This is a genomic window from Pseudenhygromyxa sp. WMMC2535 (assembly GCF_011083025.2).
Genome location: NZ_JABJWV010000001.1, coordinates 8,013,539 through 8,035,348, shown reverse-complemented (window position 1 = coordinate 8,035,348; position 21,810 = coordinate 8,013,539). Strand labels below are relative to the sequence as shown.

20 protein-coding genes are annotated in these 21,810 nt (G+C 71.1%); 8 read left to right on the top strand and 12 right to left on the bottom strand.

From position 1 onward, the window contains the following. Nucleotides 1-117 precede the first annotated feature (117 nt). Nucleotides 118-1,362, top strand: a complete 1,245-nt coding sequence (locus tag G6O69_RS31075; protein WP_172307093.1) for an MFS transporter — start codon at nucleotides 118-120, stop codon at nucleotides 1,360-1,362. A gap of 19 nt (nucleotides 1,363-1,381) precedes the next feature. Here the strand turns inward: G6O69_RS31075 and G6O69_RS31070 are convergent, their stop codons facing one another. From G6O69_RS31070 to G6O69_RS31060, 3 genes are read right to left on the bottom strand one after another with little or no spacing between them, the layout of a single operon-like run. Next, nucleotides 1,382-2,236, bottom strand: coding sequence for a hypothetical protein (locus G6O69_RS31070; RefSeq protein WP_172307092.1), 855 nt, complete (start codon nucleotides 2,234-2,236; stop codon nucleotides 1,382-1,384). Beyond that, nucleotides 2,229-2,789, bottom strand: a complete 561-nt coding sequence (locus G6O69_RS31065) for an RNA polymerase sigma factor (RefSeq protein WP_172307091.1) — start codon at nucleotides 2,787-2,789, stop codon at nucleotides 2,229-2,231. The genes G6O69_RS31070 and G6O69_RS31065 overlap by 8 nt, the downstream gene beginning before the upstream one ends. Before the next feature lie 54 nt (nucleotides 2,790-2,843). Further along, a complete protein-coding gene (locus G6O69_RS31060; protein ID WP_172307090.1) occupies nucleotides 2,844-3,986 on the bottom strand; it encodes a hypothetical protein in 1,143 nt (380 codons plus the stop codon). 188 nt (nucleotides 3,987-4,174) lie between these two features. On the opposite strand from G6O69_RS31060, the gene G6O69_RS31055 reads away from it, so the two are divergent. Beyond that, nucleotides 4,175-4,894 carry a hypothetical protein gene (locus G6O69_RS31055; RefSeq protein ID WP_172307089.1) on the top strand — a complete coding sequence of 240 codons (720 nt, stop codon included), beginning with the start codon at nucleotides 4,175-4,177 and terminating at the stop codon, nucleotides 4,892-4,894. Between the two features lie 84 nt (nucleotides 4,895-4,978). On the opposite strand, the gene G6O69_RS31050 is transcribed toward G6O69_RS31055, so the two are convergent. Then, the gene (locus G6O69_RS31050; RefSeq protein WP_172307088.1) at nucleotides 4,979-5,440 is read right to left on the bottom strand and encodes a hypothetical protein; all 462 of its coding nucleotides are present in this window, start codon (nucleotides 5,438-5,440) and stop codon (nucleotides 4,979-4,981) included. 110 nt (nucleotides 5,441-5,550) lie between these two features. On the opposite strand from G6O69_RS31050, the gene G6O69_RS40765 reads away from it, so the two are divergent. The 5 genes from G6O69_RS40765 to G6O69_RS31025 all read left to right on the top strand — a co-directional run bounded on the left by G6O69_RS40765 (nucleotide 5,551) and on the right by G6O69_RS31025 (nucleotide 11,472). Then, complete coding sequence (locus tag G6O69_RS40765; RefSeq protein WP_255215918.1) at nucleotides 5,551-7,299, top strand: serine/threonine-protein kinase; 1,749 nt, start codon at nucleotides 5,551-5,553, stop codon at nucleotides 7,297-7,299. After that, nucleotides 7,296-9,419: a hypothetical protein gene (locus tag G6O69_RS31040; RefSeq protein ID WP_176397194.1), complete on the top strand. Its 2,124-nt coding sequence runs from the start codon at nucleotides 7,296-7,298 to the stop codon at nucleotides 9,417-9,419. Before G6O69_RS40765 ends, G6O69_RS31040 begins: the two co-directional genes overlap by 4 nt. Nucleotides 9,420-9,511: 92 nt before the next feature. Next, nucleotides 9,512-10,411 carry an SUMF1/EgtB/PvdO family nonheme iron enzyme gene (locus G6O69_RS31035; protein WP_172307086.1) on the top strand — a complete coding sequence of 300 codons (900 nt, stop codon included), beginning with the start codon at nucleotides 9,512-9,514 and terminating at the stop codon, nucleotides 10,409-10,411. 17 nt (nucleotides 10,412-10,428) lie between these two features. After that, nucleotides 10,429-11,220: a redoxin domain-containing protein gene (locus G6O69_RS31030; RefSeq protein ID WP_172307085.1), complete on the top strand. Its 792-nt coding sequence runs from the start codon at nucleotides 10,429-10,431 to the stop codon at nucleotides 11,218-11,220. 99 nt (nucleotides 11,221-11,319) lie between these two features. Then, nucleotides 11,320-11,472 (top strand): hypothetical protein, encoded by a 153-nt coding sequence (locus G6O69_RS31025; RefSeq protein WP_176397193.1) that lies wholly within the window; start codon nucleotides 11,320-11,322, stop codon nucleotides 11,470-11,472. Here the strand turns inward: G6O69_RS31025 and G6O69_RS31020 are convergent. From G6O69_RS31020 to G6O69_RS31005, 4 genes are read right to left on the bottom strand one after another with little or no spacing between them, the layout of a single operon-like run. Further along, the gene (locus tag G6O69_RS31020) at nucleotides 11,451-12,227 is read right to left on the bottom strand and encodes a hypothetical protein (protein ID WP_172307084.1); all 777 of its coding nucleotides are present in this window, start codon (nucleotides 12,225-12,227) and stop codon (nucleotides 11,451-11,453) included. The genes G6O69_RS31025 and G6O69_RS31020 overlap by 22 nt on opposite strands. 8 nt (nucleotides 12,228-12,235) lie before the next feature. Continuing rightward, nucleotides 12,236-14,137, bottom strand: a complete 1,902-nt coding sequence (locus tag G6O69_RS31015) for a DUF4150 domain-containing protein (protein WP_172307083.1) — start codon at nucleotides 14,135-14,137, stop codon at nucleotides 12,236-12,238. Nucleotides 14,138-14,155: 18 nt separating this feature from the next. Next, the gene (locus G6O69_RS31010; RefSeq protein WP_172307082.1) at nucleotides 14,156-15,529 is read right to left on the bottom strand and encodes a hypothetical protein; all 1,374 of its coding nucleotides are present in this window, start codon (nucleotides 15,527-15,529) and stop codon (nucleotides 14,156-14,158) included. Between the two features lie 30 nt (nucleotides 15,530-15,559). Next, nucleotides 15,560-16,075, bottom strand: coding sequence for a DUF6484 domain-containing protein (locus G6O69_RS31005; protein ID WP_217909945.1), 516 nt, complete (start codon nucleotides 16,073-16,075; stop codon nucleotides 15,560-15,562). Between the two features lie 58 nt (nucleotides 16,076-16,133). Here G6O69_RS31005 and tssI point away from each other — a divergent pair, with 58 nt between their 5' ends. Next, the gene (tssI, locus tag G6O69_RS31000; RefSeq protein ID WP_172307081.1) at nucleotides 16,134-18,077 is read left to right on the top strand and encodes a type VI secretion system tip protein TssI/VgrG; all 1,944 of its coding nucleotides are present in this window, start codon (nucleotides 16,134-16,136) and stop codon (nucleotides 18,075-18,077) included. On the opposite strand, the gene G6O69_RS30995 is transcribed toward tssI, so the two are convergent. The 4 genes from G6O69_RS30995 to G6O69_RS30980 form a co-directional block, all read right to left on the bottom strand. Then, nucleotides 18,070-19,020 carry an oxygenase MpaB family protein gene (locus tag G6O69_RS30995; protein ID WP_176397192.1) on the bottom strand — a complete coding sequence of 317 codons (951 nt, stop codon included), beginning with the start codon at nucleotides 19,018-19,020 and terminating at the stop codon, nucleotides 18,070-18,072. The two genes, tssI and G6O69_RS30995, sit on opposite strands and share 8 nt — an antisense overlap. 84 nt (nucleotides 19,021-19,104) lie before the next feature. Further along, entirely contained in the window at nucleotides 19,105-20,016 is a 912-nt protein-coding gene (locus G6O69_RS30990; protein WP_172307079.1) for an AraC family transcriptional regulator, read from the bottom strand. Nucleotides 20,017-20,074: 58 nt separating this feature from the next. Beyond that, on the bottom strand, nucleotides 20,075-20,827 hold the full coding sequence (locus tag G6O69_RS30985) for a hypothetical protein (protein ID WP_172307078.1): 753 nt from the start codon (nucleotides 20,825-20,827) through the stop codon (nucleotides 20,075-20,077). Nucleotides 20,828-20,894: 67 nt separating this feature from the next. Beyond that, entirely contained in the window at nucleotides 20,895-21,662 is a 768-nt protein-coding gene (locus G6O69_RS30980) for a thioesterase (RefSeq protein ID WP_172307077.1), read from the bottom strand. Nucleotides 21,663-21,810: the final 148 nt, after the last annotated feature.

The following is a 21,810-nucleotide window of genomic DNA, read 5'->3' as shown; positions in this document are numbered from 1 at the left end:
CAGGGGAGAGGAGGGGCGCGGGCGCGGGCAGCGTCGATGGAGCGCGGGCTGTTCGCCCGCAGCGGGGCGTCGACGCGTCAGACAGCCGCGGCGTGGGCTCGTGGCGTAGACTGGGCCGTGGCCAACGCCCGCCTGGAGTCCGGCCCTGGGCCCGCAGGGGATTCCGCCCCCGCTTCGGCTCCCTCCGCTCGTCTGGATCGCAACCCCGCGCTGCTGTGCGGCATCCGGGCGGCCCAGATGGCGATGTTCCCGATCGCCGTGCTCAGCGTGTTCCTCCAGCGGGAGGTCGGCTTCTCCGTCACGCAGATCATGCTGCTGCAGGGGGTGTTCGGCCTGACGATGGTCTTGCTCGAATTCCCCTCGGGCTACCTCGCCGATCGCATCGGCTACCGGCGCTCGCTGATCTTCGCGTTCGTGCTGTGGACCTGCGCCTGGCCGATCTATGGCCTGATCCCGACGTGGAAGGGGGTGGTCTGCGCCGAGCTGCTGCTGGGGGTGGGCATGGCGCTGCTCTCGGGTTGCGACACGGCGCTGCTCTACGAGTCGCTGTGCGAGCGGGGCCGGGAGCACGAGTTCTCGCGCTGGGCGGGGCGCCAGACCTCGAGCGGACAGCTGGCCGAGGGCGCGGCGGCGCTGGTCGCCGGCTTGCTCTTCGCGGCCGCGGTCTGGGGCCCCTTCATCGCCCAGGCAGTGTCCTCGCTGCTGGGCCTGGGTCTGGCCCTGGCCCTCGTCGAGCCCGAGCGCGAGCGCCCGAGCTTCCACGACAGCCTCGGGCAGATCCGGACCATGGTCCGCCACGCCCTGCTCGAGCAGCGAGAGCTGCGGGCGGTGATGCTGACGGCGGTGATCCTCGGTCTGGCGTCCTTCATCCCGGTGTGGACCGTGCAGCTCTATGCCCTCGACGCCGGTCTGCCCGAGCCCTGGCTCGGACCGATGTGGGCGGTGGCCAACTTCACCGTCGCCGCGGCGGCGCTGGTCGGCCACCGGCTCTTCGCCCGCAGCTCGCTGAGGGCGGTGGCGCTGTGGTGCACGGCGCTGATCTGCGCCGGCTACCTCGGCCTCGGTCTGAGCCACGCGCTGTGGGGCTTCGTCTGCTACTACCTGCTGACGCTGATGCGCGGGCTCCACGGCCCGGTGCTCGGTCACCGCGAGCAGCAGCTGGTGCCCAGCCGCGACCGCGCCGGCTTCCTGTCGCTGCGCAGCATGTTGTTTCGACTGAGCTTTCTGGTGGTCGGCCCGGCGGTGGGGGTCGCCGTCGACGCTCGCGGCCAGCACCCGGTGATGCTGGCCCTGGCCGGAGGGTTCCTGGTCGCGGGGCTAGCCGCGGCGGTCATGCTCCGGCGGGCGTCCGTGGCCAGGTGAGAGCGGCCGGATCCGCGGCTCATCCCTGCGTGGGCTGTCGCGGCGAGGCGAGCTGTGGGCAGCGGGTGCGCAGCTTGGTGAGCTGCGGGGAGTCGGCGTGGTCGCGGGCGAAGCGACGCTCGCGGGTGCGGGCGGCGTCGAAGCGCTCGAGCGCGCAGAGGTTCTCGATCGTGAGCAGGTCTCGCTCCATGGCGAGGACGCCCTCGGGGTAGCGCTGCTCGTGGCGCTGGAGCTGCTCGAGGGCGGCCGCGGGCGACGAGGCTGCGCGGGCGGCTTCGAGCAGGGCGAGCTCTGCGGCGAGGTCCTCGGGGGAGCTGGCTCGGCTCGCGTAGCGAGCCAGGGGGGCCGCGGCTGGCTTGGCGGCGGCCTTCGGGGGCAGGGCGGCGGGCGGCTCGGAGGAGGGCGGGGGCGGCTGGACGGACGCGTCTTCGGGGGCTGGCTGGGCCTGGGGAGGGGCCGCTTGGTGAGCTGGAGGAGAGGCCGGCGCAGGGGAGCCGGTCTGGGACCGAGGGTCGAGGCTCGTCGCGGGGGGCGGCGAGATGGCCCGCGTCGCGAGCACGACCCCGCGCAAGCCGAGCAGGCCGCCGCCGGTCAGCGCGAGCGTGATCGCTACGACCTTCGCACCCCACGCGAGCTTCGCCGCGCCAGCGACCCCTCGCGCGCCGACCTCGAGGAGCTCGGCGGCGCCGATGTCCGGCTGGGGTCCCGCGTTTTGGGCGTCTGGCGGCGCGTCGAGCTCGACCTGCGGCCAGGGGCTGGCGGCCTCGAGCGCCGCGTAGACGCGGGCCTCGGCGCCGGGGGGAGGGCTGGCGTGGGCGCGCGCGGAGGCGAGCTTCGCCAGATCTCGGCGCAGCTGCTCGGGAAGCTCAGCCATGGTCTGCTCCGTAGTGCGCCGCCATCTCGCGGTTGATGTCCGCCCGAGCCCGGCGCAGGCGCGAGTACACGGTGTTGAGCTTGCAGCCGAGGGCGTCGGCGATCTCTGGGGCGCTCAGGCCCTCGAGCTCGGTCAGCACGAAGACCTCGCGGCGCCGCGGCTCGAGCCGCTCGATCGCCTCGGCGAGGGCGTCGAGGCGGCGGCGCTCGTCGAGCTGCTGGTCGAGGGCGACGCGGGGGGGCTCGCCGCGCTGGTCGAGGGCCTCGAGCTTGCGCTGGTGTCGGTGCTGGCGGCGGCGCTGCGCAGAGGCGACCCGGCGGGCGACCCCGTGGAGCCAGGCGCGGAAGGAGGCGCGCCCGCTCCAGGTGCCAAAGCGGCGCAGCACGATCATGAACACCTCCTGGGCCGCGTCCTCGAGGCTGGCTCGAGGGACGCCGTAGCGGGCCAGGGTCCGCCACGCATAGCCGAAGTGCGCCCGGTAGAGGGCGCTGAACTCTCGCTCTCGCTCGTCGACGGGCGCGAGAGAGGCGGCGGCTTGGGCACGCGGGGGCATGCTCTGGGGGACGTCACCACGAGTCGGGGGATCCGTCCCGCGGCGGACGAATTTTTATTTGTTCCTCGACGCGCCGGCGCGAGGTAGGCGCAGCTCGACGCCGAGGATGCCGCGTACGGTCAGCGGAGGCACGCGCTGGACGAGGAGATCGTCGACGACGAACTCGCCGCGGGTCAGGGGCGCGGCGAGCTCGAGGTCGAAGCCAAAGGCGAGGTGCTCGAGTGGCACCCAGGTGATCCCCTGGCTCAGGCGCAGGGCGACGTGGGGGATCGTGGCTCGTGTGGCGACGGGGAGGGTGTCGAGGCCGCGCGCGCGGAGCTGGCCGGCCTCGAGACCGGCGCACAGCGGAAGCTCGATGTGGCGACGCCCGGGGACGAAGCAGCCGAGGGCGCCGAGCAGCCACGCGTCGAAGCTGCCGCCGACCCCGTCGGATCGGGTGACGCTGCGGGGCACGACCCAGCGGGCGTCGGCGCCGGCCCGCCAGCGCTCGCCGAGCACGGCCAGGCCGCCGCCGATGGACGCGTAGGCGGTATTCGTGGGCCCGTAGCCGCCGCTGGGGAGGACGCGGGCGGCGAGCTGGAGCCCGCGTGCCTCGAGGCCTCGCGCTCGCCCGGGCTCGGCGCTTCGCGGCCTGGTAGGCGGGTCGAGGTCGAGGTCGAGGTCGAGGTCGGGCGCGGGAGGGGGCTCGCGCTCGGTTGGCCGCTGGGGAGCGGGCTCGGGCGGGCCGAGGGCGGGCCCGGGCCCGGGCTCGGGCTCGGGCTCGGGCTCTGGGACTGAGGGGGACGTGGGCGCCTCGGTCTTGGCGGGGAGGTTCAGGGCAGTGGCCACGGGATCGAGGGTGACCGCGATCACCAGCACCGCCGCGTCGGTCAGCAGCGAGCAGCTGCTCGCCCTGATCACGCGCGCGTGACTCTCTCGCCCGCGCACGAGGCTCAGCTCGAGCTCGAACTCATCGTTGCTCGGGGCGGCGACGAGCTGAGCGTGGACCTCGAGGGGCAGCTGGCCGGGGAGCAGGGGCGCGTCGAGCTCGGGGAGCCTGGCGTCGAGGCGCTCGCGGACCTCGTCGATGCTCGGACAGGCTGGAGGCCCCTGCCACTCGAGTTGGAGGCGACGGGGACGCTGAACAGCGGGAGCGAGGGGCTCCGCGGGCTGCTCGGGCGGGGCGAGCAAGGTCGCGAGCAGGGCGACGACACGCATGGACGCGGGTCGTTGTAGCGCCCATGCGAGGGCGCGGCCACAGCCACGGCCACGGCCACGTTCGGGGGTGTCGCCGAGGGGCGCTCGAGTGTGTTCGAGAATTGTCCGAGGCGAGGGATCGATGCGCGCGAGCTCGCGTCCATCCCCGCGCACCGAGACGGACTCGCTCGGTGCAGCGGACAAACACCATGCATACCCATCGATACACCATCACCGCTCTCGTGCTCGTCGGTCTCGCGGGGGTCACCGCCTGCGACGACGGTGTCGTGATCGTCCCCGACGATCCGACCACGACCGCGATCTACGAGACCCTCTCGACCCAGTGGTGGTCCTGGTCCTACGGGATCGAGGGCCAAGATCACCCCATCCTCGATCCAGACGGATCGTCTTGCGGTCTCGGAGACGTGAGCGACGAGCTCTTCTTTCTCGCGGGCACCGCTGGCGGGGCGGCCACGCGAAGCTGCCAGGTGCCCACGGGCAAGGCGCTGTTCTTTCCGCTGATCAACGGGGTGAACCTCAACCACCCCGACGATCCGCAGCTCCCGGCGGAGGACCTGGCCGCGGCGCTGGGCGGGGTCTTGGATCTGGCCTGCGACCTCGAGCTGAGCTTGGACGGGGCGCCGATGCTGACCGACTTCGACGACAACCGGGTGGCCGCGGGGCCCTTCGCCATGGAGGTGGTCAAGGGCCAGTTCAACGACGACCCGGAGGGGACCTTGCCCCCGGGGATCTACGACCCGACGGTCTCCGACGGCTACTGGGCCCTGGTCACGCCGCTCTCGCCGGGTGATCACGTGCTCGAGTTCGGCGGGAGCCTGTGCGTCGACGGGCAGCCGATCTTCACGACGCAGGTGACCTACAACCTCGCGGTCGGCGACTACTTTCCCAACGAGGTGTCCCTGGACTGAGAGCGGTGATCGCCTGGTGCGGTCGATCACCGCGAGCGCCCGCCACGATCGAGGTCGTGGGGCGTGCTCGGGTGGTCGGCTGCTTCAGGGCAGGCCGAGGACTTGGCGCTCCGAGAGCACGCGCTCGACGGTCCAGCGCTCGCGGTTGGGGCTGTAGTCGAGGCCCAAGGTGACGTCGAAGGTGCCCTGGCGCTCGCCGTAGGCGTCGCTCCGGGTCTCCCGCAGGCGGAGCTTGGCTTTGCAGCCCTTGCTGCCGAGGTGCTCGGCCTCGCACTGCTCCCCCGCGCAGCGGGCCGCGATGAAGTGCTCGAGGGCCTCGTCGCGGGCCGCGGTGGCGGCTGGGTTCTCACCACGCTGGAGGTCTGCGCAGGTGCTTTGATCGTCGACCCAGCCAAAGCCGAGGAGCAGGCCGACGCCGAGAGCGGCGAGCAGGAGCTCGCGCGGCCCGAGCCAGCGAGGGCCGCGGCGGCGAGCCAGCGAGGGCTGGACCAGGGCGGACCCGCAGTGTGGACAGGAATTGTCGCCTGGATCACAGCGCTGGGCCATGTCGAAGGATCTAGCATCGGCACCAGGGCGCGGCAAAAGCGACGCGCTTGGCCGTGCGTCGGCCTCGATCCCCGAGTGGCGCAAGGGCTGCTAGAGTCGGCCTCGACTCGATGTCCGGCGAGCCCTCCAACACACGCCTCGATCCTCTGGGCGAGGCTGCTCCGGCCTACGACGATTTCGAAGCGCGGCGCGCTCGAGCGGGCGTGGCGGCGGCGCTCTTTGGTCCGCCCGAGGGCGAGGGGGCCGAGACCGAGCGCATCGTGGTGGGTCGCTACCGCGTGGCCTCGCGCCTGGGTGCCGGTGGGATGGGCGTGGTCTACCGCGCCCACGACCCCGATCTCGATCGCCCGGTCGCGGTCAAGTTGCTGCATGCGGGCGCCGCCGACGACGACAAGGCGCGGGCCCGCATGCTCCGCGAGGCTCGCTCGCTGGCCAAGCTCTCGCACCCCAACGTGATCACGGTCTACGACGTGGGCGTCGAGGACGGGCAGGTGTTCGTGGCCATGGAGCTCGTCGCCGGGCGAGACCTGCGGCGCTGGCTCGCGGGGCGCTCGCGCGGGGACTGGCGCGAGATCCTCGAGGTCTTCCTCGCGGCCGGGCGCGGGCTGGAGGCCGCCCACGACGTGGGCCTGGTCCACCGCGACTTCAAGCCCGAGAACGTGCTGGTCGGCGACGACGGCCGGGTGCGGGTGCTCGACTTTGGCCTGGCGCGGGCGCGTCAGGCCGTGGACGTGCGCGCTGACGATGCGCCCGAAGGCGCGGCCAAAGACCAAGCCAAAGATGAAGCAGGAGATGAGTCGAGGGCGGTGACCGAGCGCTCGGGCGAGCTCGGCGACGTGCTGCTCGCCGAGGGCGAGACCTTGGAGGTCGAGGTGTCGCGGCGACAGCTCGCGCTCTCGGGTCACCTCACGGAGACCGGGGCGCTGATCGGGACGCCGCTGTACATGGCGCCGGAGCTCTACGCGGGCGAGGCCGCCGACGCGGCCAGCGATCAGTTCGCCTTTTGTGCCTCGCTCTACGAGGGCCTCTATGGCGCGCGGCCCTTTGGCGAGGACACGATCACCGGCCACATCGAGGCGGTCGCGGGCGGTCGAGTGGTCGCGCCACCGTCAGACTCGCCGGTCCCCCGGAGGCTGTGGCAGCTGATCGCCAAGGGCCTCGAGCCCACGGCCGGCGCGCGCCACCGTGACATGTCGACGCTGCTGAGCGCCCTCGCGGCCGAGCTCTCGGGCGCGCAGGTCGACGGCCACGCAGACGCTTCGAGCTGGCGCTGGCTGGGCATGGCGGCGCTGGGGCTGGTGATCGCGGCCGCGATGATCGCCGCGGCGCTCGGGCTCTTTGGGCCCGAGGAGCAGCGCCTCCCCGAGGAGCAGCCAGGGCTCGACGCGCCGCCTCGAGGCGAGGGCCCGCAGCCGTCCGCGGGGGAGGGCGGCGCAGGCTCCAGCCAGCCTCCGCCCGAAGCCGAGGGGGCGAGCGCCGCGGCGCTCGGCGAGGGCGCTGACGAGTCCGGGACGGGCGAGGGCGAGGACGAGGACGAGGACGGCGACACGGGGAACGAGGAGACCGGCACGGGAGCCGAGACACAGGCCGAGACCGACGCAGGCGTCGATGTTGGGGCTGGGGTCGGGGCTGGGGCTGGGGTTGGGGCCGAGGCGGAGCTCCACGGCTGGTGCCACCTCCACGAAGATCGCTACACGCTGCTGGCGCGGACGAGCCGGCGCAAGGCCACGGTTCGCGCCGACGGCACCTGCTTCGTATGCCGCGTCGAGCGGCGGCGCAGCCGGACGCGCAACTTCTCGCCCCGGGACTGCGCTGGCTACTCGCTGTGCGGACCCGCGAGCCCCGGAGAGTGCCAATGAAGCGCCTCATGTGCGCGCCAGTTCCCCGAGGGGGGTCCGCGTTGGCCTGGCTCCCGCGCTGGGCCTGGGCTGTGCTCGCGCTGGTGTGGCTGCTCTGCGCGCCTGGCCTCGCCCAGGCCGCCAAGCCCTACGGCGTGGTCACGGTGGACCTGCGCCCCGACGTGGGCGACGTGCCCACGCAGATCTGCGTGGTCTCCCAGGGCAAGGGCCCGCGCACGCGCGCGCGCCTGAGCGAGCTGTTGCTCGGTGAGGTCGAGGAGGGGGAGGGCGGCGCGGACACGCGAGAGGCGGCCGGGCTCGGCGGCGAGCTGGTCGTCGATCCGGCGGCCTGGGGGGGCGCCGCGGACGATCAGGTCTGCGAGGCCGGCGGCGCCTGCCTGCCGCGGGTCGAGCTGCCCTTCGCGGGCGCGGCCGCCGACGAGCTGTGGGTCGCGTGCACCTCCGACAGTCTGATCAGCGATCGCACCCCTCGCGATCCACGGATCTTGTTCATGATGCTCGAGCACCTCGAGGGCTCTCCGCCGCTGCTCGAGTCGGTCAAGCTCACCGGCGGCGTGGTCACCGTCGGCGTCCAGGCTGATCTCTCGCGCATCGTGGTCACGGCGCGCAGCCTCGGCGGTCACTACGACGCCCACGGCCGGGCCTACCGCGCCGAGGAGGGCAGCGACAGCAGCGAGCTCGTGGTCCTCCCGCTCGCGCCGCGCTGCCACGGGGTCGAGGTCGAGCTGCCTGGGGTGCGCCTGCGCGAGTCCGATCGTGATCGCCTGGTCCTGCGGGCCAACGACGCGAGCTTGGATCCCGACACCTGCGTGGGCCCGCTGCGCGGGACCTCGCGCATGCGCGTGGAGCTGCCCCGGGCCGAGGGCTTTGGCCACCTCGAGGTCGAGCTCCCGCCGACGGCCGACGAGCGGCCCACGGCCACGCGCTTCGCCGGGGACTGGGACAAGGCCTGGCCGGCCGGCAAGCTGCGCCTGTCGCCGCACCGCATCGCCTTCGTGTGGAGCCCCCCAGCCTGCGTGTGGGAGCGCGGCACCTGTCCGGGGGCTACCTTGGAGGGCGGGATTGCCTGCTCGGCCACGGCCCTCGACGACGGCAGCTGCCAGTACCTGTGCCCCGGCGAGGAGGGCGACGACGAGTGGGTCGAGCTCTCGACGCCGCTGGCCGTGAGCTTCGAAAAGAGCGCCCCGGATCAGCGCTGGACCGAGATCCTCCAGCGCCCCGGTCAGACCCTGGGCGCCTACGTCGACAGCGATCAGCTCTACCTCTCCGCCGACATCAGCGACTGGCGCACGGAGATCCCCGGCAGCCGGATCAGCCACGTGGAGCTCCTCGACCCCGACGGCGGCGTGCGGCGCTACGCGGTGGGCGACGGCGAGCTACGCCTGAGCGCGCGCGAGCAGAGCAAGCGCGACTCGCTGCAGATCCTCGCCCCCGGGGCGAGCTGCGATCCCCTGCGCTACCGGCTGATCGGTGATCGTCGCTACCGCGAGGGCTCGGCCGCGGTCAGCGAGGGGGCGGTCGAATTTGGCGACGTCCATCGCACGGCGCGGCTGTTGACCTTCAACCTGACCTTGGTCCAAGGCGGCGGCCTGGCCATGGCCCCGCAGCGCCCCGAGGAGGTCTCGAGCCCGGTCTACTTCATGGGCCTGGGCCAGCTCGCGGCCAATTTTCGCCCGCGAAACCCCCGTTTCTCGCGCCTCTCCTATGAGGCCCGGATCGGCGGGACCATCGGTCAGTGGGGCTTTTATGGCCCGGGCTCGATCGGTGAGGAGGAGCGCCGGGTCAGCGAGAAGGTCGCCTGGGCGCGGATCCTCTTCGAGCCCGCGCTCATCGTCGATGTCGTCCCGCCGCTGGCCTTGGGTGTGGGGGTGGGCGTGGGCGGATCGTGGCCGATCAACAACCGCGACGAGCCGAACACGGGCCGCTACACCTTCATCGTCTCGCCGAGCGCCCAGGCGCGGATCTCGATCAGGCGATGGATCTCGATCGTCGCCGAGGGTCGGGCGATCTTCCTCGAGCGCACCTTGGTCGCCACGGACATCATCGGGGACTCGGTGCGCTACGCGAGCTACCCCAACGTCTCGCTGATCGGTCTGTACGGTCTGATGTTCTCGTTTTGATCCGCGCAGCTGCTACCCTTGGCGTGATGCGGGGCAGTCGCGGGAGGGGCGTCGGGCTGGCGTCTGGACTGGCGCTCGGGTGGGGCTGCGCCATGCCTTCGGCGGAGATCGAGCTCCCGCCGGAGCCTCGCCCGGCGACCACGGCGGTCGCGGCTGCGCCCCCGGTGGCCGACAAGCCCAGCCTGGAGGGAGAAAACGAGCGCCTGCTCGTGCCCGAGGGCGTGTTCTTGATGGGGGCGACCGACGCGGATCTGCGCATGGCTCGGGAGCTGTGCCTGCGCTTTGGCGACGAGTGCCCGCTCGAGTGGTTTGCGAACGAGTACCCGCAGACCTCGGAGGCGGTCGGCGAATTTTGGATTGATCGCCTCGAGGTCAGCAACGCCGACTACAACGCCTGCGTCACCGCGGGGACCTGCGTGGGCGGCCGCGAGCGGGGCTGCCAGATCTACGAGGCGGCTCGAGATGCCTCCTCCCACAGCGCCTGGCGAGACCTCCGGCCGGCGGAGCTCGAGCCATTCTCGAGCCCGAGCCAGCCCGCGGTCTGCGTGACCAGGTCCGAGGCCGAGAGCTTCTGCGGCTGGCTCGGCGGGCGCCTGCCGACGCGGATCGAGTGGGAGAAGGCCGCGCGCGGGACCACGGGGCGGCCGTGGCCGTGGGGAGCGCAGGAGCCGAGCTGCGCCCGGGCGAACCACCTCGACGACCAGCTCGGCCCGGGCTGCGGCGTGCTGTCGACGGTCGCCGTGGGCAGCTTCCCCGAGGCGGCGAGCCCCTACGGCGCCCTCGACATGGCGGGCAACGCGGCGGAGTGGGTCGCCGCCGCGAAGGAGCAGGCCGGGGGCAAGGTGGCGATCGCGGCCAATGAAGACGAGATCCGGGGCGGGCACTGGGCCTCGGAGCCCGTTCACCTGCGAACGACCGAGAGCGGCTCCTTCAGCGCGGGGAGCCGGATGATCTACGTGGGCTTTCGCTGCGCCTACGACTCGCCGAGCTGACTGCTATCCTCGCGGGCATGCGTCTGCGAGCTCTCGCGTGGGGTCTGGCCGTCTCTTTGTCCTCGTCTGGCCTCTCGTTGGTCAGTGGCTGCGTCGGGGAGTCCGGCGGCCAAGACGAGGCGGCGGGCGACGACACGAGCGCGGGTGAAGAGGGGGAGGACGCGCAGGCCGAGTCGGATAGCGAGGGGGAGGGGGAGGGCGAGGAGACGGGGGAGGCCGAGACGGGCGGGGAGAGCGGCGACACCGATGGATCCGAGAGCGGTGAGCTCGAGTGCCCGGGGCCCTACGAGATCGCGCCGACCCCCGTCGACGCCAACCAGCCGGCCACGCCCACGCAGCCCGGCTCGACCTGGGCCTACTTCGAACTCGAGGACTTTCAGCCGCAAAGCTGCAACTTTGGCGAGGTCTACGGGCTCGAGACCTTCAAGGGCCAGGTGACCGTGGTCGTCCTGGTCCGCGCGACCTGTGAGATCTGCCAGGGCACCATGGTCAAGCTCGAACAGATGCGCGCGCAGCTGAGCCTGGAGGGCCACGACGTATGGTTCGTGGCGATCAATCAGGCGGGCTACGAGGCCGCGCAGCAGGAGCTCATCGATCGCGCCAGCTTCCCCCTGCTCCAGGACACGGCCGAGGTCGACGCCTGGGATCTGATGAACGAGCCCGGCCTCGGCACCGACGACGTCTACATCTACGACGCCGAGGGGATCTTGGACAGCTACTTCAACTACGCCGACGCCAACCCGAGCATCGATCTGAACACCGAGTCGGGCTGGGACACCGTCTACGAGGCGATCCTCGCCGCATTTTGATGGCCTGAATTGATCGTCGAGGCGGGCGAAGTTGCCCGGCTGCATCTCGCCGCTGACGAGGGCGAGGGGTCCCTGCGGCGGGCTCTGGCCTGCGCAGGGGTGAACCCAGGTGTCCTGCGTTTCGGTGTCGCCGACCTCGTCGTCGCCGGGGAGGGTCTGGTCGCCGCAGCCGAGCACGAGCAGCAGGCTCTATTGGTCGTCACGCGCGGAGTATGGACGACTCGCGGGGCTCAGCGGATGACCGCGAGCTGATCGACGTGATCCCAGTGCGTCCGCACGATGAACAGCCCGATCGACCAACCTTGCTCGCCCTCGCGGGTCTGCTGGCGCAAGGCCGGCTCGCCGGACCTGGTCACCGGCTCGAGCACGCGGCCGTCGCAGTGCAGGCGCAGCTCGAGGTCGCTGGGATCGATGTCGGCCAGCGCCCAGCCCGGCTCGCTCGAGAGCTCGGCGAACACGGCACGCAGCTGGGCGTGGATATCGGACAAGGTCAGGTCGTAGCAGCGCGCGAGGTCGGCGAACTTGTAGCCGCTCGCGGCGATCAGCGCGTCGACGGAGCCCGCGGCGAGGCCGGCGTGGATGACCTGGAGAAAGTCGAGCACGGCCTGGCGGCTGTGGCGGTCGCCAGCGAAGGGCGGGGCGCCCTCCCAGTACCACTGGCCCCAGGCGTGTTGGGCCTGGCCGACGTCGCTGATCTCGAGCGGGGCCACCGGGGGGACGCCCTCGGGGATGACCAGCTCGATGACCACGATCTCGTGCTCGTTCTCGGCCGAGGGCGAGACCCCGAGCTCGCCGAGGCACAAGGACACGCGCAGGCGCGGGGCGTCGCCGAGCTCGGTGATCCGCGCGCCGAGCTCGTTGTCACCGTTGACGACCCACTCGCTCATCGCCGGGACCGCGGACCAGGGGAAGCGGGCGGGGCCGGCGAGCACGGGGGCGCCGTTGAGCAGGATCTCGGCGGCGCAGTCTTGGGCCTCGGCGCGGATGTAGAAAGCGGGCTTGGGCATGGCGGCGGTCAACTCCGACGACGACGACGGCGCGGCGTCGTCTGGGCGGGCTTGGGCTTGGGATCGAACACGGGGCCCTCGGACAGGATGCCGCCTTCGATCAGGGTAATTTTCTTGGAGCCCAGGCTGCCAAAGATCTTGGACTCGACCTTGGCTTCGGTCTCGAGGCCGCTCCAGTGGATCTTGTGGTTGAGCTCGCAGGGGACGTTTTCGCCGATCGCAAACGAGGCTTCGACGGAGAGCGAAGCTTGGATGACGCCCTCGATGAACAGCCAGCGGTCACCGAGCTGGCCGGTGGCCGTGACCGCGCCGGTGATCTTGCCGGCCACGCCGAGCTCGGTCGGCTTGGGCTTGTCGGGCTCGGCCTCGGCGGACAGCGAGAGCGGGACCTCGCCCGTGATCGCGCCCTCGAGCACGCCGACCACCGCCCAGCTCGAGTCCTTGAAGAACTCGAGCCCCGCCGCGATGCCGACCTTGAGCTTGACCAAGGTCAGCTGGGCCTCGATCTTCCACCAACGGTAGACTCGCTGGTCGGTCCACTCCTTGGCGCCCCACTCGATGCTGAGGCTGCCGGTGAAGAACTCGACCTCGCAGACCGGCTTGACGCCGACCTTGAGGCCATCGATGTCGTCCATGATCGCGGCGAGCGCGTCGCGGCCGTGGACGATCAGCGCGATGATGTTGCCGATGTTGAGCTTGCTCGAGTAGTCCTCGCCGTTGCGCTCGAACACGAAGTTCTGGCTGGCCTTGGCCCTGAGCGCCTTGGCCCTGGCGACGCCCTCATTGTCCCACGCCGAAGGTTGGCGCGCGCCTTGAACCAGCGGCTCGCCGTTCTCGGACTTGACGGTGAGCGAAGGCGGCAGCGAGATGCTCAGCTTGTAGGTGTCGCCAGAGAACACCTCGACGGTGCGCGAGAGCTTGCGAAAGCCGGGGTTGAGGTTGGCGAGCACCCCGCAAGAGCCGATCTCGACGATATAGGTGTTCGTGGTCTTGGGCGAGAACCAAAAGTAGGCGAGCGCGCCGCCGATGGTCAGCCCCGTGGCGCTGACGAAGTCGACGCGCTTGCACTTGGCCTTGAACTTGATGTCGAGCTCGCCGTCCTTGGTGGTGGTCTTGCCCGTGGCGCGATCGGTGATCGCTACCTTTGGGTGACCCTTGCCGCAGGCGAAGCCGGGGCCGCCGCTGATCTTGATCGACAGCTCATCGGCGCCGAAGTCATCGGGGCCGGCGGTGAGCTGGATGTTCTTGGTGTAGGGCTTGTCCTTGGGGCCCTTGGCCAGGTTGTCCTTGATGTTGCCGTCGAAGGTGAATTCGAAGACCTTGCCCTTGCGCTTGTCTTCGTCCTTGGTGTGCCCGCAGCTGAAGCTGATCTTTTCGAAGTCGCAGGGGATCAGCTGCTTGGGCTTGGAGTTGCCGGGCCCGGTGGCCTGGAGCACCGCGGGCGGGCCGGCCTGCTGCTTGGCGACCGGCGGGGGCACCGTGGCCTGGGGGTTGGCGGCCGTGTTGACGGCTCCGCCGTTGTAGGTGGAGCCCGGGGCCGAGGCGCTGTTTTGGCCCATGAGGTCGCCGTGGCGGGCGACGCCCATGCCCTCGATGAACACGGTCATCGACCAGACCGTGAAGTAGCCCTTCCCGAGGATCTTCCCCGTGATCACGCTGCCGCCGAGGGTGCCGCCTTCGTCGCCGGTGCTCGTCGAGGTCTCGGACGCGTTCTCGAGGGCCGTGGGCTCGCCGTCGATGTGGACGGTCTTGCTGCCCTTGACCAGATCGATGGCGCGCAAGAAGTTGGTGTAGGGGATGGGCACGGGGCCCGGGGGCGGCGAGAGGCAGACGTCGAGGGGAGCGACGCCGAAGCCGTCGCTTCCGCGGTGCCAAAAGCCCATCTTTTCAGCGAAGACCGTCAGTGCCATGGTCGCTCCGGGGCCATGCTACATCAGCGGCATGCCGCGCTGGCAGTCGATCTCGGCGGCCGATGCGTCGAGGTTTGCGAGCTGGGCGCGGGCCGAGGCGCGGGTGTCGAGGATGAGCTGACCGGCGCTGCGCATGGCGGCCTCGATGGCGAGGGGCTGGAGGCGGCGAGTGGGGAGCTCGCGCATCCCCCAGCGCAGGCGCGCGCCGTCGAGGGGCTCGCCGCCGAGGAAGCGGGCGTTTTGGGGCTCGAGGTGGGGGCGCTGCCCAGACCACCACTCGCGGGCTGCGCCAGGATCGGGGAGGGGGAGGGCGAGGGCTGCGGGGGGCACGAGCTCCGCGTCGAGATTGTCGTCCTCGAGGGCTGGGAGGGCCTCGTCGGCGTCGGCCCCAAAGCGACCTTGGGCGCCGTCGTCGAGCCAGTAACCACGCTCGTCCTTGGGGAGGCCGGCGACGCAGCACAAAACCTCGCCAGCGAGGCGGGCGAGCGTGGGATGATCGAGGAGCTCGCAGGCGAGATCGACGGCTTCGAGGCGGCCGCTGAGCCCCGCGGCCCACAGCAGCGTGGGGCCAGGGCTCGCGCGCAGTGCCGCGAAGAGCTGGCGGTGGGCGTCCTCGTCGGCTTGGATCGCCAGCCAACACAGCGCCCGACGCCAAAGTTGCGCGCTCGCGGCGTCCTTGGGCGGTCCTTTGGCGCTGTAAAAATCACCCGCTGGCCCACGCGCGATGGCGCAGGCGACCTGCCACGAGCCCGGCAAGCCACGGATCAGCGCGCTCTCGATGGCGGCGGCGCGCAGGCGAGGATCGTCGTGCTCGAGCAGGGGGAGGAGCGCGCGCAGGGCCACGGCGGTCGTGCTGTGGCGGGCGAGCATCGCGGCCGCGCGCGCGACCTCGAGGTCGTCGTCGGCGAGCCAGTCGCACAGGCGGCGCTTGCCGTCGTAGCGCCGGGCGGCGAGGGCCTGGAGGCGCCCCGCGAGGGCCGGGCCCGAGACCTCGCCGAGGTCGCGGGCGAGCATGCGCCCGATGCCCTTGCGGTTGGCGATCTCGAAGGCCCGCGTCAGCCCCCAGCGGCCCTCTTCGCCGGCCTCTGCGATGGCCGCGAGCGCTGTTTCACGGGGCTGCTCGCGGGCGCCGAGGAGCACCGCCAAGGTCGCGGCGGCGGTGCGGTAGCGGTCGCCGTCGGGGCGGGCGAGGACCGGCGCGAGCAGTCGCTCGTAGACGGGCGCGCCGCCCACGGCCAGCGCCATGACGTTGGCCCGCAGGCGCTCTTCGGGGCCGGCTGCGGCCTCGGACAGGGTGAAGAGCGCAGAGTCGAGGCTGCGCTCCCAAGCCTCGAACAAGAATTCGGCCTGGGAGAGCAGCTCCTCTTGGACATCCCAAAGTAGCGCGGTCACGACAATGTCACGGGGCAGCGCGCGGGGAGCTCAGTTGATCTCGACGGAGCCGCCCTTGACCCGGTTGACCCCGCTCGAGCGGGTCTCGACGTAGGCGCCACGGATCACCACGCGGCCGTTGCGACGCAGCGTGATGCTGGCCTTGCCGCAGCGCAGGATGACCTCGTCGGCGCCCTCGAGCTCGACGCGGCGGCCGTCGATGCGCGCCTCGGTGGGGCCCCCGACCAAGTCGGAATCGGGGGCTGGCTGGAGCTCCAGGGGCGTTGGCGGCTGGAGCAGGCCAATGATGATCGGCGCGTCCGGGCGACCCTCGGCGAACACCAAGAGCACCTCGCGGCGCTCTGCGACAGCGCAGGCGAGGCTCGCGGCGTCGAAGGCGTGAGTGCTGCGCGCAGCGCAGGGTCCACCGGGATTTCCAGGAAAGTCGACTTCGGGGGAGCCGTCGGCGGCGACGGCCACGATCTGCCCGACGAGGGCGCCCGGAGCCGGGGCGGGGCCCCCGGGAGAGTCGGGAAATTCGATCAGCTCGCCTCGCGTCTGCGCCATCTTACTCACGGTGAGGCGGATTTTAGCAGCGCGCCTCGGGAAAGCATAGCGGTCCGTCGTGTCCCTCGCTATCCTCGCCCGCGATGAGGGCCTTGCGATGATCGGTCTGCCGCCAGTTCATTACGAGCTGAGCTTCTCCGAAGACGTTGGCGCTCCCTGGCGGGTGACGCGGGTGTGGATGGGCGAGTCGCTCAATGCACCTTATCGCGCAGTGATCGACGCCGAGACCGATGTCGACAGCGCCGAGACCGACGCCCTGCTCGGCGCCGACGCGACCTTGACCCTGGGACGCGGCGACACCGACTCCCGCGCCTTGTGTGGTGTGGTCGCCCGCGTCGAGTACCTCGGCATCGTCGACCATCACCTCGTCGCGCGCTTCGAGGTCGTGCCGGCCTTCGAACTCGCCAAGCAGCGCGTCGACTCGCGCATCTTCCAGCACGTCAGCGTCCAGGACATCCTGTCCGAGGTGCTCGGCGTCGCCCTCGGCGACTACGGGCGCAGCGTCGACCCTGGCAGCACCGCGCGGGGCAAGTCCGCGCGCGACTACTGCACGCAATACCGCGAGACCGACTTCGACTTTTGCTGCCGGCTGCTCGAGGAGGAGGGCATCTCCTACGAGTTCCTCCACGACGAGGGCTCGGGCCTCGAGACCCTGACCTTCCGCGACGCCAACGACCAGTACGCGCAGCTGCAAAACATCGACGGCAGCGCCGAGGTCCCGATCATCGCGACCAACCACGAGCAGGCCGACGTCGAGTCGATCCAGGCGATGGAGTGGGCGCGGCAGCTGACCTCGACGGCGACCTTGCGCCGCGACTTCGACTGGATGACCCCCAAGACCCTGCTGACCGAGACGGGCACGGGCAAGGACGATCGTGGGCGCATCCGCCGGGTCTACGGCCACGGCCAGCGCCGCTTCATCAGCGACGACCTCAGCGATCGGACCTTGGACCTGCGGGCCAGCAATGACATCCAGGGCACGGTGATCCGCGGCCAGAGCAACGTCACGGGCATGCGCCCGGGGCTGCGCTTCTCGGTCAGCGGCAACGAGCGCGGCGACATCGACGGCGAGTACGTGATCACCCGGGTGATCCACAGCGGCGCCCACAGCTACATCGCCGGCGACGACGGCGGCGGCCCGCTCTACGAGAACCAGTTCGAGTGCGTGCCCGCCGACGCGGAGATCCGCCCGGACGCGCACACGCCCAAGCCGCGGGTCCACGGCCCGCAGACGGCGATCGTCACCGGACCCGAGGGCGAGGAGATCCACGTCGACGAGTATGGGCGGATCCAGGTCCAGCTCTACTGGGAGGAGACCCCCACCTACGGCGCCAACTCGTCGTGCTGGATGCGGGTCTCGCAGAGCTGGGCGGGCCTCGGCTGGGGCACCCAGTTCATCCCGCGCATCAACATGGAGGTCGTGGTCGAGTTCCTCGAGGGCAACCCCGATCGCCCGCTGGTTACCGGCTGCGTCTACAACGGCGAGTTCCCGCCGCCCTTCGCCCTGCCCGAGAACAAGACCCAGACCGGCTGGCGGACCAACTCCTCGCCGGGCGGCGACGGCTTCAACGAGATCCGCTTCGAGGATCAGAAGAACGAAGAAGAGATCTACATCCACGGCCAAAAGGACTGGGTCGTGGAGATCGAGAACGATCACCGCGAGACCATCGGCCACGATGAGTTCTACGAGATCGGCAACGATCAGAGCGGCAAGATCGGCAACGATCAGACCATCGAGATCGGCAACGATCGCAGCGAGAGCATCGGCAACAACGTGACCGAGACCGTGGGCGCGGTCCGGACGGTGTCCTCGGGCGACAACATGAACTTCACCTCGGACGCCGAGACCTATATCGAGGCGGCCAACAAGATCACCATCAAGTGCGGGGCCTCCGAGATGACCATGGATAGCGGGGGCAACATCGTGCTCAAGGGCGCCAACTTGACCATCAAGGGCTCGGGCGCCGTGGTCGTCACGGGCGCCAAGGTCAGCGTCAACTGAGCGAGCCGATGTGCGGGCAGGCGAGGCCGGCGGGGGGATCCGCCTGGGCCTCGCCTTCGTGTTCGGCTGGCTGGTCCTCGGGGAAGGTCCCGAGATCCGAGAGGGTGTAGCCGTCTGGGTAGACGCTCGCAGCGAGGGCCTCGAGCTTGTCCGGGCTCGAGTCGGGGAGGGGGTCGCGGGCGCCGATGACCCGGCGCATGATGAAGGCGGCGAGTCGGCGCTCGAGCGCGCTCGGGACCCGCAGCCCGCAGGCTCGCAAGACGTCGGGATCCGCGACGCCCTCGAGGGCGAGGCGCAAGAAGGGCCGCAGCGGCCGGGGGGCGAGGCTCAAAAACCAGCTGGAGACGACCTTGGCCATGCGCTCGTTTTGTGGCTCGAAGGCGAACTGCTCGCGTTTGTAGCGGTCCCAAAAGCGCTCCATCGCCGCGACGGTGCCGGGGAACTCTCCACGTCCGCCATAGGCCCGGGTGATCTTGGCGTAGTGCAGGCGGATGGCCTCCCTCTCCTTGTCGATCAGCGGGCGCCAGCCAAAGCGCTCCGACATGCGGATCTGCGCGAGCGCGCCGTCGACCCCGACCGCGATGAAGTCCTCTTGGTGGATCGGGTAGCGTCGGTGCATGGCGTTGACGCGCTTCGCCGCCAGGTTGCCCTCGCCATGCTTGACGCCGTGCATGGCCACGGCCCGGGTGAACAAGGCGGTGTCGACCGCTCGCTTGGCCATGCGCCCCTCGACCTCGCCGGTTGCGGCCAGGATTCGTGACATGCGTGGCGCAGCGAAGGTGACCAAGAAGCCTTGATAGACCTGGGTGAACATGATCGACTGAAAGTCGGCGGCCGAGAGGCCGGCGATCTGTCGGTATTCGGTGGCGAGATCGAGGCGCTCAATCTCGCGTAGGCGCGCGAATTTGTCCTTCGTCCCCAGCCACTCTTTCTTGGTCGCCATCAGCACGCTCGAAAGCTAGGGCTGGCTCGCGGCCGTCGCCAGAGCAGATGCGACGCTGAAAATCGGCTTATCCTGCTTCGTCCATCAGGGCGCTGGGTCGCCCCGACCCGCGCGCCGGCGGCCGGCTCGCCAGGCGTGGGGGGTCTGGCCGTGCTCGCGCCGGAACACGCGAATGAAGTGGGTCACGTCGGCGTAGCCGACCTCCCGGGCGATGGTCTCGACGCTCGCGGGGGTCCCGAGCAGGCGCCGGCGGGCCTCGACCATGCGGTGCTCTCGGAGCCACTCGCCGATGGTCAGCCCGGTCTCCTTGCGGACGAGGCGAGACAGGTGCGAGGGGCTGCGTTTGACCGCGCTGGCGATGGCGTCGATGGTGAGCGACTCGGTGCAGTGGCGCTCGATGTGGGCCAAGGTCGCGCGGACGGTGGGGCTGGCGGTCAGCGGCGCCTGGGGGGCGTGGGCCTGCATGTGGCGAAAGAGCTCGATGAGCAGCAGGACCAGGACGGCCTGAGCGGCCGAGAGCGCCCCCCACTCGGGCTCGCTCAGCTCGCGGTCGAGGGTGTGGACGAGCTCGAGCACGCGCTCGAGGCGGGCGGGGCTGGGCCGCAGCTTCAGCAGGCCGCGGGCGATCAGGCTCTGCTGGGGGATCATGTGGTGGATCGAGGGCGTATCCGAGAGGTCGCCGGTGGGGATGTCCTCGAAGCGCTGAAAGGCCGCGGGATCGAAGGCGACCAGCCAGCCCGCGGCGTCGCCAGCGTTGAGCAGCTCGACGCGGCTGCCCGCGGGGATCAGGTGGATGTCGCCCTTTTCGAGCTCGATCGCCTCGATGTGCCGGGCGCTGCCGCTGCCGCGGGTGAGGATCAAGATCAGGTAGCAGGTCGGGACCGACTCGGCGTCGGGCCCCTCTGGCCCGAGCGAGGACAGGCTCAGGACGTGCAAGGGTCGCCCCCGCGCGCCCAGATCGTCGAGGGTGACCAGGCGGGGCTGGCTGGGGGACATGCGGGCTTGCTGGCGCTCGGCGTGGCCATGATAGCGCCCCGCTGCGCTCGGGGGCGGCTCAGCGGGCCGAGGCTGCGGGCAGCTGTGCTGGCGGCTCTTCGGGCGCCGGCTGAGCGCGCTCGGCGAGGGCGTGGAGCTCGGCGAAGGCCTCGCGCAGCTGAGCCTCGCGCTCACCGGATCGCCGCGCCCACAGCCGACGCCCGAGCAGCCAGCCCAGCGAAGCTCCGGTCGCGGCCATCAGGCCCATGAACAGCAAGAGCAGCGACTTGATGAGCACGGCCTCCAGGGGCAGCAGGGCCAAGAAGCCCGCGAAGCCGCCAAGGAAGCTCGCGGTGCCCACGGTGCTGCGCGCGTCCTTGGGCATGCGCTCGTCGACGCGCAGGCTGGTCTCGCCCTCGTGCTCGACGACGGTGAAGTGGACCCGCCTGGTGGTGGCCAGGGTCGTCGACCAGATCCGGGTCTCGCCGTGCTCGACGAGCTTGCCGGGATCACCGAGCCGTCGGCGCAGGACCTCGAGCATGCGCGCGTGGGTGGCAGGGCTGACCCGCCCGGGGACCGTGCGCTCGTAGAGCAGGTCGGTCTTGCCGCCCAGCCACCAGCTGGCCTGGTTGCGCTGGTCTCGAATCGCGAGCTCCGTGGTCGCGCGCCCGACGAGGGCCGGCGAGATACCGAGCTCGCTGACGACCTGCTCGAGCTCGGCTTGGGTCATCGCCTTGGCGTCGCCCGGCTCGAGCTCGCGGGCGTGGAGCTCGGCGACGCGCTCCAGGATGAGGCCGACCTCTCGCTCGTCGTAGCGGGTATCTTCGTGCACGTGGGGGCCAAAAGCGCGGGCTGGAGGGGGCTATTCCCGGGCTCGTATGCGGCGCGAGGTCTCGCGCTCAGCGGCTGGCGGCGGCGACCTGCGCGATGACCCAGCGCCGGCCTGCGGGCGAGCCGAGGTAGAAGTGGTCGCCCTCGTGCTGCGCCCAGGAGAAGCTCGCGCTGGTCTGGCGGCCCCAGGCCTGGAGCTCGCTGGCGAGCACGTGGGGGTCGTCGGTCCCGCCGAGGGCGCGCAGCGGGACGTCGAGGGCCGGCTGCTCGGAGAACTCGTAGGTCTCGTTGATGCTCAGGTCGCCGCGCAGGGCGGGGAGCGTCAGGGCGAGGAGCTCGGGCTCGGCGAGCAGCTGCTGGGGGATGCCGCCGTAGACCCGCTGGACCTCCTTGATGAACTCGCGATCGGGGAGCTGGTGGAGCGAGAGGGCGCGGCCGGTGCCCGGCGCCCGGCGGCCCGAGACCACGAGCGCGTGGGGCAGGGGCCGCTGCGTGCGACGAAGCTCGCGCATGGTCTCGAAGGCGAGCAGCGAGCCGAGGCTGTGGCCAAAGACGACCACGCGGTGCGCCGCGATCAGCGGTGAGAGGGCCTCGGCGAGGGCCTCGACCACCGGGCCGATGCGGGTCGCCGGGGGCTCGCGCAGCCGGGCCTCTCGCCCCGCGAGGCGGACCGCGAAGAGCTCCATGTTCTCGGGCAGATCGGCGAGCCAGGGGCGGAAGTTGGACGGGTTGCCCCCCGCGTGGTGCAGGCAGATCAGCTTGATGGGGGCGTCTGGCTTGGGCCGGGGGCGGGCGAGCCAGGTTCGGGTGAGCGCAGGAGCATCTTCGAAGCGCACGGCCGCAGGGTACCACCGGACCATTTCGGCAAAACCCGCATTTACTCGCGCCCGCGAGCTTTGGCTCTGCTACATCCGTGCATGAATCTTCGAGAGGGCGGACCGACGCGGTCCGGTCGAGGTGAGTCTGTCCCTGCGCAGCCCGCCT

What these genes read in the sequence shown, in the direction of transcription:
- G6O69_RS31070 (WP_172307092.1), bottom strand. Translation starts at nt 2,236, where the DNA reads ATGGCTGAGCTTCCCGAGCAGCTGCGCCGAGATCTGGCGAAGCTCGCC.
- G6O69_RS31065 (WP_172307091.1), bottom strand. Translation starts at nt 2,789, where the DNA reads ATGCCCCCGCGTGCCCAAGCCGCCGCCTCTCTCGCGCCCGTCGACGAG.
- G6O69_RS31060 (WP_172307090.1), bottom strand. Translation starts at nt 3,986, where the DNA reads ATGCGTGTCGTCGCCCTGCTCGCGACCTTGCTCGCCCCGCCCGAGCAG.
- G6O69_RS31055 (WP_172307089.1), top strand. Translation starts at nt 4,175, where the DNA reads ATGCATACCCATCGATACACCATCACCGCTCTCGTGCTCGTCGGTCTC.
- G6O69_RS31050 (WP_172307088.1), bottom strand. Translation starts at nt 5,440, where the DNA reads ATGGCCCAGCGCTGTGATCCAGGCGACAATTCCTGTCCACACTGCGGG.
- G6O69_RS40765 (WP_255215918.1), top strand. Translation starts at nt 5,551, where the DNA reads ATGTCCGGCGAGCCCTCCAACACACGCCTCGATCCTCTGGGCGAGGCT.
- G6O69_RS31040 (WP_176397194.1), top strand. Translation starts at nt 7,296, where the DNA reads ATGAAGCGCCTCATGTGCGCGCCAGTTCCCCGAGGGGGGTCCGCGTTG.
- G6O69_RS31035 (WP_172307086.1), top strand. Translation starts at nt 9,512, where the DNA reads ATGCCTTCGGCGGAGATCGAGCTCCCGCCGGAGCCTCGCCCGGCGACC.
- G6O69_RS31030 (WP_172307085.1), top strand. Translation starts at nt 10,429, where the DNA reads ATGCGTCTGCGAGCTCTCGCGTGGGGTCTGGCCGTCTCTTTGTCCTCG.
- G6O69_RS31020 (WP_172307084.1), bottom strand. Translation starts at nt 12,227, where the DNA reads ATGCCCAAGCCCGCTTTCTACATCCGCGCCGAGGCCCAAGACTGCGCC.
- G6O69_RS31015 (WP_172307083.1), bottom strand. Translation starts at nt 14,137, where the DNA reads ATGGCACTGACGGTCTTCGCTGAAAAGATGGGCTTTTGGCACCGCGGA.
- G6O69_RS31005 (WP_217909945.1), bottom strand. Translation starts at nt 16,075, where the DNA reads ATGGCGCAGACGCGAGGCGAGCTGATCGAATTTCCCGACTCTCCCGGG.
- G6O69_RS30995 (WP_176397192.1), bottom strand. Translation starts at nt 19,020, where the DNA reads ATGGCGACCAAGAAAGAGTGGCTGGGGACGAAGGACAAATTCGCGCGC.
- G6O69_RS30990 (WP_172307079.1), bottom strand. Translation starts at nt 20,016, where the DNA reads ATGTCCCCCAGCCAGCCCCGCCTGGTCACCCTCGACGATCTGGGCGCG.